Source organism: Pseudocitrobacter sp. 73, assembly GCF_008369545.1.
In the GTDB taxonomy this organism is placed as follows: Bacteria; Pseudomonadota; Gammaproteobacteria; order Enterobacterales; family Enterobacteriaceae; genus Pseudocitrobacter; species Pseudocitrobacter vendiensis.
In genome coordinates this window covers 1-13336 of sequence record NZ_VTZO01000013.1, presented here as the reverse complement: position 1 = coordinate 13336, position 13336 = coordinate 1, and the positions used below count along the sequence as shown (strand labels likewise).

The window sequence follows — 13336 nt, the reverse complement described above, 5'->3', positions numbered from 1 at the left end:
GCCATCGGGCATAAGCTGCACGCAATGTCATTCATTCCACTCTCAGTGCATTTCATTCCGTCCTCAACGCACTTCATGCCTTTTTCCCCCATGGAATACGCGGGTTTCGTTATCGTAGCCGCAGTTAATTCAAGAAGGCATCTTCATCATGAACGCTGCAACTCAAAATCATACTCGCTGGCTGACGCTTATCGGCACCATCATTACCCAGTTCGCGCTGGGGTCAGTTTACACCTGGAGTCTGTTTAACAGTTCGCTCTCGAGCAAGCTGGATGCGCCGGTCAGCCAGGTCGCTTTCTCCTTCGGTTTATTAAGTCTCGGCCTCGCGCTTTCGTCCTCTGTGGCCGGCAAATTACAGGAACGTTTTGGCGTAAAACGCGTCACCATGGCTTCCGGGATTTTGCTGGGCGTCGGCTTCTTCCTGACGGCGCACTCTAACAGCCTGATGATGCTGTGGCTGAGCGCAGGTGTGCTGGTTGGCCTCGCCGACGGCGCGGGCTATCTGCTGACGCTCTCTAACTGTGTGAAATGGTTTCCGGAACGTAAGGGGCTGATTTCCGCGTTTGCCATCGGTTCTTACGGTTTAGGTAGCCTCGGTTTTAAATTCATCGACAGCCACCTGCTGGAAACTGTCGGCCTGGAAAAAACCTTTATGATTTGGGGCGCGATTGTACTGGTGATGATCGTCTTCGGCGCGATGCTGATGACCGATGCGCCGCAGCAGGAAGTGAAAAGCGTTAACGGCGTGGTCGAAAATGACTTCACTCTGGCGCAGTCCATGCGTAAACCACAGTACTGGATGCTGGCGGTGATGTTCCTGACTGCCTGCATGAGCGGCCTGTATGTCATTGGTGTGGCGAAAGATATTGCCCAGGGCATGGTACATCTGGATATCGCAACGGCGGCGAACGCAGTGACCATCATCTCTATTGCTAACCTGAGCGGTCGTCTGGTGCTGGGTATCCTGTCCGATAAAATCTCCCGTATCCGTGTCATTACTATTGGTCAGGTGATTTCGCTGGTGGGGATGGCCGCGCTGCTCTTCGCCCCGCTTAATGCCACCACCTTCTTCGCCGCCATCGCCTGTGTGGCCTTTAACTTCGGCGGTACCATCACCGTGTTCCCATCGCTGGTGAGTGAGTTCTTCGGTCTGAACAATCTGGCGAAAAACTACGGTGTGATTTACTTAGGTTTCGGTATCGGCAGCATCTGCGGTTCGTTGATTGCCTCACTGTTCGGCGGCTTCTACGTGACCTTCTGCGTTATCTTCGCTCTGCTGATTATCTCGCTGGCGCTGTCTACCACGATTCGTCAGCCGGCCCAGCCAACACTGCGCCAGATTCACGCGCACTAATTGCAAGTCCGAAAAAAGAGGAGCTATGCTCCTCTTTTGCTGTTTTTAACCCCTCTTTTGTCCGCTACCGCACTTGCTTTTTTGTAAATATCTGTAGCCAAAACACACATCATTGCCACTTTTCCCTCTGACTGTGGTCTACTTAGCCGCGCGTGTACCGAATGGACTCTATTACTTCCGCACAATTTGCCTGATGCGCGTACCCGGATGGTATAGCGCTGATCTGTTGTTCCCTTTTTTCAGGGTTATTTGCATGCGATATTTAAAAACGATGTCTCAGCAGACGCTGTGCTGGCTGCTGGCGGTCTACATCGGTCTGTTTATGAATGCTTCCGTGTTCCTGCGTCGCTTTGAAGGCTACGCTCAGGATCTCACTTTCTGGAAAGGCGTCGCTGCCATCGTTGAGATGATTGCCGCCGTTCTGATCTGCTTCTTCTTGCTGCGTGTTCTGTCGTTACTCGGTAGACGGGTCTGGCAGGTACTTGCGTCGTTGCTGGTGCTGATCTCCGCTGGCGCCTGTTATTACATGACCACCATGAACGTCATGATTGGCTACGGCATTGTCGCGTCGGTGATGACGACGGATATCGATCTGTCAAAAGAAGTGGTTGGCTGGACACTGGTTATCTCAGTGGTGCTGATAAGCGCTATTCCGCTGTTCCTCATCTGGTTTAACGGCAGCAACATGACGCTGTGGCGTCAGATTCGCACCCCGAAACAGCGCTGGCGCAGCGTGCTGGTCGTGCTGCTGGCCGGCCTGATGGTCTGGGGCCCCGTTCGTTTTCTTGATACGCGCCAGAAGCGTGATGACCGTATCGCAGGCGTGGATATGCCGAGCTACGGTGGCGTACTGGCCAACTCCTACCTGCCGTCTAACTGGCTCTCAGCGCTGGGGCTTTACGCTTTTGCCCAGGTGGATGAGTCATCGGATAACAAATCGCTGATGAATCCGGTTAAGAAATTCACCTATACGCCGACGCAAAACCTCGACGATACCTATGTGATTTTCATCATCGGCGAAACCACTCGCTGGGATCACATGGGGATGCTGGGTTACGAACGCGACACTACGCCAAAACTCTCTAAAGAGAAGAACCTGGTGATGTACCGTGGTTACTCCTGTGACACCGCGACCAAGTTGTCGCTGCGCTGCATGTTTGTGCGTGAAGGTGGGGCGGAAGATAACCCGCAGCGTACGCTCAAAGAGCAGAACGTCTTTGCGGTGCTTAAGCAGTTAGGTTTCAGTTCCGACCTGTATGCGATGCAGAGCGAGATGTGGTTCTACACCAACACGATGGCGGATAACATCGCCTACCGTGAGCAGATCGCCGCTGAACCGCGTAACCGGGGTAAAGCCGTGGACGATATGCTGCTGTCGAGCGAAGTTCAGCGTTCGCTGGATGATAACCCGCAGGGTAAACACCTGATTGTGTTGCACACTAAAGGGTCGCATTACAACTATACCCAGCGTTACCCACGCGCATTCGCTAAGTGGGGGCCAGAGTGTTATGCCGTCGATCGTAAGTGTCCGAAAGACCTGATGATCAACTCGTTTGATAACTCCATCACCTATGTCGATCATTTTATCGATACCATTATTGATCAGGTGCGCGATAAGAAAGCGATCGTGTTCTACGCCTCTGACCACGGTGAGTCGATTGAAGAACGCGAGCACCTGCACGGCACCCCGCGCCATATGGCCCCGCCAGAGCAGTTCCGCGTGCCGATGATGGTGTGGATGTCGGATAAATATCTGGAGAATCCTTCGAATGCTGCGGCCTTTTCCCAGTTGAAGAAGGAAGCGGATATGAAGCAGCCGCGTCGTCACGTTGAGCTGTACGACACCATTATGGGCTGCCTCGGTTACACCTCGCCAAACGGCGGGATTAACGAGAATAACAACTGGTGTCACATCCCGGATGCCAGCAAGAAAGCCACGAATTAACCGGGATGGCGAGTTTCTCGCCGAACGAATGGCTTTTTTAAGGTAAGGGATTGACGGGGATGCATCACAGCAGTAAGATGCGCCCCGCATTCGGTGATTGGCGCAGCCTGGTAGCGCACTTCGTTCGGGACGAAGGGGTCGGAGGTTCGAATCCTCTATCACCGACCAAATTTGAAAAGCCCGCTCTTTGAGCGGGCTTTTTTGCGTCTGGTGTTTGAAGACAACCCTCACCCTAGCCCTCTCCCTGAGGGAGAGGGGACCGATTGCACGCGGGTTTAGGTTCGTGCCGGTTTTCTCCCTCTCCCTGTGGGAGAGGGCCGGGGTGAGGGCAACAGCGTGCGACGATCACACATAAGGCCCTTTACGCATCTGAATCACCGCGACCTCTCCATTTTGTGACCTATTCCATTGCTTTTTTTTATACATAGTCAGATCTTTTTTTTCGTTGCTTATGGATAACCTCAGCATTTTCCCCTGTGCGTTTTAACGTTCGCGGTATTTATCGCTCAGATAATCACCGTTCTGTGATTATTTTTTCATAATGTGATTAAACGTTAATCACTGACCACCCGGAAATATCAAGAACAAAACTCTGGCTCGTGGCGAGTAGCATAAATTTCTCTGCTGAAAATACCGCTCTGGAGTTTTTTTAATCTTTGCCTGCCAATTCTCACCCTCGTTGTAAATCCCGGATGAGTGTATTGACGTTTTCACATTCTGTTGACAGATTGTAGGGCACGAGGGGCATTTCAGGGAGGATCTGCGCTGCAACTCACACGCTCACCTGAAAGGAATCTCCATCCCCTGTAACGCCTTCGGGCACTACCGACCAGACCGGTTAAAAAACAAATAAAGGCTGGCGGAATAACAACAACACAACACACATAACCTGGAGCACAATAATGAGTATTTCCTTGAAGAAGTCAGGGATGCTGAAGCTTGGTCTCAGCCTGGTGGCGATGAGCGTCGCAGCGGGCGTGCAGGCCAAAACCCTGGTTTATTGTTCTGAAGGCTCGCCGGAAGGCTTTAACCCACAGCTCTTTACCTCGGGAACCACCTATGACGCCAGCTCGGTGCCAATCTATAACCGTCTGGTGGAATTCAAAACCGGTACTACCGAAGTTATCCCTGGCCTCGCTGAAAAGTGGGAAGTCAGCGAAGATGGCAAAACCTACACCTTCCACCTGCGTAACGGTGTGAAGTGGCAGGACAGCAAAGATTTCAAACCGACGCGCGACTTTAACGCCGATGACGTTGTGTTCTCATTCGATCGTCAGAAAAACGACCAGAACCCGTACCATAAAATTTCTGGCGGCAGCTATGAATACTTCGAAGGCATGGGCCTGCCGGAGCTGATTAGCGAAGTGAAAAAAGTCGACGATCACACGGTTCAGTTCATCCTGACTCGCCCGGAAGCGCCGTTCCTTGCTGACCTGGCAATGGACTTCGCCTCTATTCTGTCAAAAGAATATGCTGACAACATGCTGAAAGCCGGTACGCCGGATAAAGTCGACCTGAACCCAATCGGTACCGGACCATTCCAGCTGCAGCAGTACCAGAAAGACTCCCGTATTCTCTACAAAGCCTTCCCGGGCTATTGGGGCACCAAGCCGCAGATCGACCGTCTGGTCTTCTCCATCACGCCTGACGCTTCCGTGCGTTACGCCAAACTGCAGAAGAACGAATGCCAGGTGATGCCGTATCCGAACCCGGCGGACATCGCACGCATGAAGCAGGATAAAAATATTACCCTGCACGAGCAGGCAGGCCTGAACGTGGGCTATCTCTCCTACAACGTGCAGAAAAAGCCGCTCGATGAAGTGAAAGTTCGCCAGGCGCTGACCTACGCGGTGAACAAAGAAGCGATCATCAAAGCTGTTTATCAGGGCGCTGGCGTAGCCGCGAAAAACCTGATCCCGCCAACCATGTGGGGCTATAACGACGACGTTAAAGACTACAGTTACGATCCTGAAAAAGCCAAAGCGCTGCTGAAAGAAGCAGGCCATGCAGACGGTTTCACCATCGACCTGTGGGCAATGCCGGTTCAGCGTCCCTATAACCCGAACGCTCGCCGTATGGCTGAGATGATTCAGGCTGACTGGGCGAAAGTGGGCGTGAAAGCCAACATCGTTACCTATGAGTGGGGCGAGTACCTGAAACGCGCCAAAGCGGGTGAACACCAGACGGTGATGATGGGCTGGACAGGCGATAACGGGGATCCGGATAACTTCTTCGCCACCCTGTTCAGCTGTGCGGCCTCAGAGCAAGGCTCCAACTACTCGAAATGGTGCTATAAGCCGTTTGAAGACCTGATTCAGCCGGCGCGCGCCACCGACGATCACAACAAGCGTATTGAACTGTACAAACAGGCTCAGGTGGTGATGCATGACCAGGCTCCGGCACTGATCATCGCCCACTCCACCGTATACGAGCCGGTGCGTAAAGAAGTCAAAGGCTATGTAGTCGATCCGTTGGGCAAACACCACTTCGACAACGTCTCCATCGAATAATTAAAAAGCTGGATTGCTGCGCTTGTCCTCACCTGCACCTGTAGGCCGGATAAGCGCAGCGCCATCCGGCGTAATACTTAGCCCGTGGCAGTGTACGTGCGGGCCAGGATTTGTGAGCAATACAGACACCCAGTTCCAGGCTGAGTGTCACTAGAGAGAATCCGGGTTATGTTGCAGTTTATTCTCCGACGTTTGGGACTCGTCATCCCCACGTTTATCGGTATTACCCTTCTCACGTTTGCGTTTGTCCATATGATCCCCGGCGACCCGGTGATGATTATGGCGGGCGAGCGTGGTATCTCCCCTGAACGCCATGCCGAACTGCTGGCAGCACTTGGCCTTGATAAGCCGATGTGGCAGCAGTACCTCCACTATATCTGGGGCGTGTTGCACGGTGATTTAGGGATCTCGCTGAAAAGCCGTCTCCCGGTGTGGGACGAGTTCGTGCCGCGTTTTAAAGCGACGCTGGAACTTGGTATCTGCGCCATGATGTTCGCCGTTGCCGTGGGTATCCCGGTGGGCGTGCTGGCTGCGGTGAAACGCGGCTCTATCTTCGATCACACTGCGGTTGGCCTGGCGTTGACCGGCTACTCCATGCCTATCTTCTGGTGGGGCATGATGCTGATTATGCTGGTCTCGGTGCAGTGGAACCTGACGCCGGTTTCAGGGCGCGTGAGCGACATGGTGTTCCTTGATGACTCGAACCCGCTAACCGGTTTCATGCTGATTGATACCGCCATCTGGGGCGAAGAGGGCAATTTCATCGATGCGGTGGCGCATATGATTTTGCCTGCCATCGTACTCGGTACCATCCCGCTGGCGGTGATTGTGCGTATGACGCGTTCTTCCATGCTGGAAGTATTAGGTGAAGATTACATCCGTACCGCGCGCGCCAAAGGGCTGACCCGCATGCGGGTCATCGTGGTGCATGCACTGCGTAACGCCATGCTGCCGGTGGTGACCGTTATCGGCTTGCAGGTCGGTACGCTGCTGGCAGGTGCCATCCTGACAGAAACCATCTTCTCCTGGCCGGGGCTGGGCCGCTGGTTAATCGACGCCTTACAGCGTCGCGACTACCCGGTGGTACAGGGCGGCGTGCTGCTGGTCGCGACGATGATTATCCTCGTCAACCTGCTGGTTGATCTCCTCTATGGCGTGGTGAACCCGCGTATTCGGCATAAGAAGTAAGGGGCCATCATGTCACAAGTTACTGAAAATAAAACGGTGTCCGCACCGGTGCCGATGACGCCGTTGCAGGAGTTCTGGCACTACTTTAAACGTAACAAAGGCGCCGTGGTTGGCCTGGTTTATGTGGTTGTTGTGCTGTTTATCGCTATTTTTGCCAACTGGATTGCGCCGTATAACCCGGCAGATCAGTTCCGTGATTCCCTGCTCGTGCCGCCGGTCTGGCAGGAAGGCGGAAGCTGGGCGCATTTGCTGGGAACGGATGACGTCGGCCGCGATGTGATGACACGCTTAATGTATGGCGCGCGTTTATCGCTGCTGGTGGGGTGTCTGGTCGTGGTGCTGTCGCTGGTGCTGGGGATTGTTCTTGGGCTGGTGGCGGGCTACTTTGGCGGCCTGGTCGATAACGTCATTATGCGCGTGGTCGATATCATGCTGGCGCTGCCGAGCCTGCTGCTGGCACTGGTGCTGGTAGCCATTTTCGGCCCATCGATTGGTAACGCCGCGCTGGCGCTGACCTTCGTTGCGCTGCCGCACTACGTGCGCCTGACGCGTGCTGCCGTACTGGTGGAAGTGAACCGCGACTACGTCACCGCGTCTCGCGTGGCGGGGGCGGGGGCGATGCGCCAGATGTTCGTCAATATCTTCCCGAACTGCCTTGCACCGCTGATTGTTCAAGCGTCGCTCGGTTTCTCTAACGCCATTCTCGATATGGCCGCCCTTGGCTTCCTCGGCATGGGTGCGCAACCGCCAACACCGGAGTGGGGCACGATGCTCTCCGACGTGTTGCAGTTCGCGCAAAGCGCCTGGTGGGTCGTGACCTTCCCCGGTCTGGCGATCCTGCTGACGGTGCTGGCATTTAACCTGATGGGTGACGGTCTGCGTGACGCGCTCGATCCCAAACTGAAGCAGTAAGAGGTTCGAGATGGCGTTATTAAATGTAGATAAATTATCGGTGCACTTCGGTGAAGTGGGTGCTGAATTCCGCGCCGTAGACCGCATCAGTTATAGCGTGGATCAAGGCGAAGTGGTCGGGATTGTTGGCGAATCTGGTTCCGGTAAATCCGTCAGCTCGCTGGCGATTATGGGGCTGATTGACTATCCGGGCCGGGTGATGGCAGAGAGCCTTGCCTTTAATGGGCAGGATCTCAAGCGTATCTCGGAGAAAGAACGCCGCAATCTGGTCGGGGCGGAAGTCGCGATGATCTTCCAGGATCCGATGACCAGCCTTAATCCGTGCTACACCGTCGGTTTCCAGATAATGGAAGCGATTAAGGTGCATCAGGGCGGTAACAAGAAAACACGTCGTCAGCGGGCGATTGACCTGCTGAATCAGGTCGGCATTCCTGACCCGGCCTCGCGTTTAGACGTTTATCCGCATCAGCTTTCCGGTGGGATGAGCCAGCGCGTGATGATCGCCATGGCGATTGCCTGTCGACCAAAACTGCTGATTGCCGATGAACCGACAACGGCGCTCGACGTGACCATTCAGGCGCAAATTATCGAACTGCTGCTGGAGTTGCAGCAGAAAGAGAACATGGCACTGATCCTGATTACCCACGATCTGGCACTGGTGGCGGAAGCCGCGCATAAAATTATCGTGATGTATGCCGGCCAGGTCGTGGAAACCGGGGCGGCACATGATATTTTCCGCGCGCCGCGCCACCCATACACCCAGGCGCTGCTGCGTGCGTTGCCGGAGTTTGCTCAGGACAAAGCGCGTCTGGCGTCGCTGCCAGGCGTGGTTCCGGGCAAATATGACCGTCCGAACGGCTGTCTGCTTAACCCGCGCTGCCCGTATGCGACGGATAAATGCCGCAGCGAGGAGCCGGACCTGAACCTGCTGGACGGCGCGCGTCAGTCTAAATGTCACTACCCACTCGATGACGCCGGGAGGCCTACACGATGAGTACGCAAGAGGCCGCACTGCAACAACCGCTGTTGCAGGCAACCGATCTGAAAAAATACTACCCGGTGAAGAAAGGGCTGTTTGCCCCTGAGCGTCTGGTGAAAGCGCTGGACGGCGTGTCGTTTACCCTCGAACGCGGTAAAACGCTGGCGGTAGTGGGGGAATCCGGCTGCGGGAAATCGACGCTGGGGCGCCTGCTGACGATGATTGAAACGCCTACCGGGGGGGCGCTTTCTTATCAGGGGCAGGATCTGTTGAAACACGATCCGCATGCGCAGAAATTACGTCGGCAGAAAATCCAGATTGTCTTCCAGAACCCCTACGGCTCGCTGAACCCGCGAAAAAAAGTGGGGCAGATCCTGGAAGAACCGCTGCTGATTAACACCTCACTCAGCAAAGCCGAACGTCGTGAAAAAGCGCTGGCGATGATGGCGAAAGTGGGCCTGAAAACGGAACACTACGACCGCTATCCGCATATGTTCTCCGGCGGCCAGCGTCAGCGTATCGCCATCGCGCGTGGGTTGATGCTCGACCCGGACGTGGTGATTGCCGACGAACCGGTTTCCGCGCTGGACGTTTCGGTGCGCGCGCAGGTGCTCAACCTGATGATGGATTTGCAGCAGGAGCTGGGGCTGTCTTATGTCTTCATCTCCCACGACCTGTCGGTGGTCGAGCACATTGCCGATGAAGTGATGGTGATGTACCTCGGCCGCTGTGTGGAGAAGGGGACGAAAGACCAAATCTTCAATAATCCGCGTCATCCGTACACCCAGGCACTGCTTTCAGCGACACCGCGTCTGAATCCGGACGATCGTCGCGAGCGCATTAAGCTCACCGGTGAACTGCCAAGCCCGCTGAATCCACCGCCGGGTTGCGCTTTCAATGCCCGCTGCCGTCGTCGGTTTGGGCCCTGTACCCAACTCGCGCCGCAGCTGAAAGAGTATAACGGTCAACTTGTTGCGTGCTTCGCTGTAGACCAGGATGAAAACCCTGAAAAGGCGTTATAAGGTCTGGAAGGCAGTGCGCAAATTGCGTGATTGCCTGGTGAAGGGAATAAACAGATAAGCGTAGTATCGACGCCAGGCCGGGTTCGCCCGGTCAGGCGCAATGTTGCGGGGGCTTGATCCCCGGCGGCATTGGTTGCTGGAAAGAGAAAACCCCCGCACGTTGAAAGGTTTAACCTGACAACATAACGGGGGCCAATTCTTGCATCTAGACAATTCAAGAATAGCCGCGAACCGTTGTCATTTCAAGCAAGGCGGCTATATGACGTTCGCACAACTCTGTGTGATCTTCTGGCACGATCTGGCAGCGCCGATTCTGGTGGGGGTTATTACCACCGCAATCGTGAGCTGGTGGCGTAACCGGAGATAATCCGCAGGCGGGCGTCAGGCTGTCGAGATGGCAACGTGCGCCCGAAACAGGCCGCAGGGGTAATAGCCTGCGGCCTTTTTTGCTTACTGCGGATACGGTACCCAGTCGCCGCCGTTCAGGCGAACGTACGGTTTACCCTGGTATTGCATCACAACGGCGTTGGAGTTCTCGGAGACCGGAGCCGTTTGCGGCAAGCTGTTGGTGTAGGCCTGCCAGTCCACGCTGTCTTCATTGAACATCTTACCGTCAACGGCGCGGGCAACCAGTTCGGAGACCGCAAGGTAGCTGCTCGGCTGATCGATGACGATCGGCGCACCCTGATGCGGCGCTTTCATACCGAAGAATTTCACCGCGGCGGGAACATGCGTAATGGACGGGCTCGGGATATCGCGCAGGCCAGACACCTGCATTTTATCGCCCTGCAGCGCCGCGCCGTGTTCCGGCACCACGACGACCATCACTTTACGCCCTGATTTTTCCAGCTCGGTAAAGAAGGTATCCAGCTCATCAAACAGCTTCTGCGCACGCGCTTTGTAATCGGCGGTTTTGCTCTGGCCCTGATAGTGGTTACCGTCGTGCAGCGGTAGAATGTTGAAGAAGGTTGCGGTGCGTTTTTCCGCACCCTGACCTTCCGACTCCTGCCAGCGTTTCAGGACGGCAAGATCGTCATACACCGGCGAGCCGTCGAAGGAGAGCAGGTTAACCGGCAGTTTGCTTTGATCCATCAGCGGGCTTTGCACGCCCCCGTTATCACGTATTTCTTTCAGGAAGCCACCAAAGACGCCGTTGTGATCCAGCATCAGTTGCTGCGCGAAGCCCAGTTTGCTCAGGTTATCAAACAGGTAGCACTGATTCCCGGCGGGTTGATACAGATTGGTATGCGACGGTTGGCCGCAGCTGGCACGCAGCAGGCGAATCGCCGCCGGGCCGCTGTAGGAGGTTGCTGAGTTGAAGTTGGTAAAGCGAATATCAAAGTGCGACCACAGCGGGTGCTGCATCAGGCCAGCCGCTTCAATATCGGCGTTAGAGAGCGAGCAGATGTTGATCACCAGCAGTTCAAACGGCTGGGCATCGGCAGGCAACGCGTCCGGGAATTTGGTCGAGCGTTTCTCTTCAGATTGATAGAAACTGCTCAGCCAGGCGTTGAGATTGGCCGAGGTCGGCGGCGCAGTTTGCGCAGGGATATCTCCGACGACCGGCGTATTGCCCGCCGTAGCGACCGTCGCGGCAGCCGTGCCGCCGGTGGTGGTGACGGTATTGGTTGGCTGGCCGCCAGGGAACAGGCTAAAGGAAGGGCCAACCAGCGTAATCAGGTTCAGCCAGACCATCGCGGCAACCACAAACACGGTCACGCGGATCCACTGGGTTAAGAACAGCCAGGCGACCAGCAGCACAAAGAAGGCGCCGACCATCTGCCAGTTAATAAAGCGAGTGACCAGATCCCACATGTAGTCCGCACTGAAGCCAGCAATTTGCGAGCCCTGGCTCATGATGCTTTCCGGACCCGGCAGCCAGGTATCATGCCAGAAGAGGGCAAAGCCTATCGGGATGGCAATCCAGTTACGCCATTTATGCAGGCGGCGATTGGGCAGCGGAAACAGCAGAAACGCCATAAACACCAGGTTCTGCATGGCGTGGAAATTGAGGTAACCGGCCCACAGCAGGCCGAATTTTACCAGGAAATAGAAGTTCCAGCCGGACAAGCCGCGCCAGTATTGCCAGAGCGGCGATGAGGCCGTGGCGGTTTGGGTTGATTGGGTCATTTTTCTGTTTTCGCTCTGGAACTGGAACCCCGGCGGACGACGCCAGCCGGTTTGACATAACGCGGTTTAAAGAACATCAGCCGGAAGGCGTTTTCGATGCGACGCTGATAGTGGCGCGTCAAATATCCCAGCGGGAAGAAAAGCAGCGCGCACAAGACAACTAACTGAATAATATCGCTTATCGACATCATGATGACTGTTCTCCCGTGTCAGCGGATAAACGATGCGGTTCCGGATACCGACGCCAGTGACGGCCATCGTGCGTGGCGTTAATAATTTTGCCCGGCTGGGTGGTCACCGGCAGCGGCTTCGTCCAGCGCTCCGGTTTCACGTCCTGCATATTCACCAGTTCTGCCGCAATTTGTTTATCTTCAAACCAAATCACCCGGTTAGAGAAAATGTCGCCCGTCGGCAGCGGGAAAATATGGTTCAGGGCGATATCGAGATCGTTGACCCGACAAAACGATAAAAAGATCATCAGGCGCTTATCTGCAATGGTAGCAATATCGCCCATACGGTGCGGACGGCACAGGGTCAGCGCTTGTTCAACGCGCAATCCCGGCGCCGGACGCAGCGCGACCAGCACGCCTTTACCATCGGCAGGCAGCAACGGATTGCTGACGATTTTTTGTACCGCATCGCAGAATACATCCCACTTCTGGTAACCTTTAAGTTTCAGGGGTTCGGTATTACTGAACAGCGTAGTCAAATCTTCCGGTACGCGGCGGCTGAATTGCTGATTTTGCACGCTTTCAATTAACGTCAGGCAGCGCGAAAGCGCCGAACTGTGAGAGATCACAAGGTTCGCCCCGCAGCTTAACAGCAGGCGCTCGTCGGTGGCGCGCAGGCTGGGCACGCTTTCGCGCACCACGATTTTCAACGCTGTACCGCGCTGGCGTCGCAGCGTATGAATATAGCGTGCGAGCTGTTCAATCTGGCTATTTTGGCCCATCACGAAAATAACTGTCGCGGCATGTGCGCTGCGTGCGGCATTAAAGACGGCATCGTTGGTGTCGAATACGGACCAGTGCTCAGAAAGCGGCGGAGCCCCTTCCAGAAAAGCAATATTGCTAAATACCGCTTTTTCATCAGTACGCGGCTGAACATTTGCCAGCTCTTCCTGAACTAATTCCAGACCGTTATCGTTTTGCCTGATGAGAAGTTGCTGACGGGCGCTAACGCCTTTTTCATTTGCCCAGAAAGCAATGTCAAAAAGCATTCCATCGCCCTGGTAACGTAAACTTGCCAGACCGGCAAGCGAACCGTACTCACTTAAGGAAGGTGCGAACAAGTTCC

11 protein-coding genes and 1 tRNA gene are annotated in these 13336 nt (G+C 55.1%); 9 read left to right on the top strand and 3 right to left on the bottom strand.

Going from position 1 to position 13336, the window contains the following annotated elements; all coding sequences use genetic code 11:
* The first annotated feature begins 148 nt into the window (after nt 1-148).
* From F0Q32_RS14430 to F0Q32_RS14385, 9 genes are all read left to right on the top strand, one after another.
* Nucleotides 149-1354 carry an MFS transporter gene (locus tag F0Q32_RS14430; protein WP_015962561.1) on the top strand — a complete coding sequence of 402 codons (1206 nt, stop codon included), beginning with the start codon at nt 149-151 and terminating at the stop codon, nt 1352-1354.
* A 253-nt stretch (nt 1355-1607) separates the two neighbouring features.
* On the top strand, nt 1608-3299 hold the full coding sequence (gene eptB, locus F0Q32_RS14425) for a kdo(2)-lipid A phosphoethanolamine 7''-transferase (protein WP_149463625.1): 1692 nt from the start codon (nt 1608-1610) through the stop codon (nt 3297-3299).
* Nucleotides 3300-3390: 91 nt separating this feature from the next.
* Nucleotides 3391-3467, top strand: a tRNA-Pro gene (locus F0Q32_RS14420).
* Between the two features lie 734 nt (nt 3468-4201).
* Nucleotides 4202-5809, top strand: a complete 1608-nt coding sequence (dppA, locus tag F0Q32_RS14415; protein WP_149463624.1) for a dipeptide ABC transporter periplasmic-binding protein DppA — start codon at nt 4202-4204, stop codon at nt 5807-5809.
* A gap of 168 nt (nt 5810-5977) precedes the next feature.
* Nucleotides 5978-6997 carry a dipeptide ABC transporter permease DppB gene (gene dppB / locus F0Q32_RS14410; protein WP_149463623.1) on the top strand — a complete coding sequence of 340 codons (1020 nt, stop codon included), beginning with the start codon at nt 5978-5980 and terminating at the stop codon, nt 6995-6997.
* Nucleotides 6998-7006: 9 nt separating this feature from the next.
* Nucleotides 7007-7909 (top strand): dipeptide ABC transporter permease DppC, encoded by a 903-nt coding sequence (gene dppC, locus F0Q32_RS14405; protein WP_149463622.1) that lies wholly within the window; start codon nt 7007-7009, stop codon nt 7907-7909.
* A 10-nt stretch (nt 7910-7919) separates the two neighbouring features.
* Nucleotides 7920-8903, top strand: coding sequence for a dipeptide ABC transporter ATP-binding protein (gene dppD, locus F0Q32_RS14400; RefSeq protein ID WP_149463621.1), 984 nt, complete (start codon nt 7920-7922; stop codon nt 8901-8903).
* Entirely contained in the window at nt 8900-9910 is a 1011-nt protein-coding gene (dppF, locus tag F0Q32_RS14395) for a dipeptide ABC transporter ATP-binding subunit DppF (protein ID WP_149463620.1), read from the top strand. The genes dppD and dppF overlap by 4 nt, the downstream gene beginning before the upstream one ends.
* Nucleotides 9911-10169: 259 nt before the next feature.
* Nucleotides 10170-10277 (top strand): type I toxin-antitoxin system toxin Ldr family protein, encoded by a 108-nt coding sequence (locus F0Q32_RS14385; protein WP_149463619.1) that lies wholly within the window; start codon nt 10170-10172, stop codon nt 10275-10277.
* Nucleotides 10278-10360: 83 nt separating this feature from the next.
* Here the strand turns inward: F0Q32_RS14385 and bcsG are convergent, their stop codons facing one another.
* The 3 genes from bcsG to bcsE all read right to left on the bottom strand — a co-directional run.
* On the bottom strand, nt 10361-12040 hold the full coding sequence (gene bcsG / locus F0Q32_RS14380; RefSeq protein WP_149463618.1) for a cellulose biosynthesis protein BcsG: 1680 nt from the start codon (nt 12038-12040) through the stop codon (nt 10361-10363).
* The gene (bcsF, locus tag F0Q32_RS14375; protein ID WP_015962569.1) at nt 12037-12231 is read right to left on the bottom strand and encodes a cellulose biosynthesis protein BcsF; all 195 of its coding nucleotides are present in this window, start codon (nt 12229-12231) and stop codon (nt 12037-12039) included. Before bcsF ends, bcsG begins: the two co-directional genes overlap by 4 nt.
* The coding region (gene bcsE / locus F0Q32_RS14370; RefSeq protein ID WP_149463617.1) for a cellulose biosynthesis protein BcsE at nt 12228-13336 on the bottom strand (1109 nt) is incomplete at its 5' end. The genes bcsF and bcsE, both read right to left, overlap by 4 nt.

Bases quoted from the DNA above. Each gene is read 5' to 3' on its own strand.
- F0Q32_RS14430 (WP_015962561.1), top strand. From the start codon at position 149: ATGAACGCTGCAACTCAAAATCATACTCGCTGGCTGACGCTTATCGGC.
- eptB (WP_149463625.1), top strand. From the start codon at position 1,608: ATGCGATATTTAAAAACGATGTCTCAGCAGACGCTGTGCTGGCTGCTG.
- dppA (WP_149463624.1), top strand. From the start codon at position 4,202: ATGAGTATTTCCTTGAAGAAGTCAGGGATGCTGAAGCTTGGTCTCAGC.
- dppB (WP_149463623.1), top strand. From the start codon at position 5,978: ATGTTGCAGTTTATTCTCCGACGTTTGGGACTCGTCATCCCCACGTTT.
- dppC (WP_149463622.1), top strand. From the start codon at position 7,007: ATGTCACAAGTTACTGAAAATAAAACGGTGTCCGCACCGGTGCCGATG.
- dppD (WP_149463621.1), top strand. From the start codon at position 7,920: ATGGCGTTATTAAATGTAGATAAATTATCGGTGCACTTCGGTGAAGTG.
- dppF (WP_149463620.1), top strand. From the start codon at position 8,900: ATGAGTACGCAAGAGGCCGCACTGCAACAACCGCTGTTGCAGGCAACC.
- F0Q32_RS14385 (WP_149463619.1), top strand. From the start codon at position 10,170: ATGACGTTCGCACAACTCTGTGTGATCTTCTGGCACGATCTGGCAGCG.
- bcsG (WP_149463618.1), bottom strand. From the start codon at position 12,040: ATGACCCAATCAACCCAAACCGCCACGGCCTCATCGCCGCTCTGGCAA.
- bcsF (WP_015962569.1), bottom strand. From the start codon at position 12,231: ATGATGTCGATAAGCGATATTATTCAGTTAGTTGTCTTGTGCGCGCTG.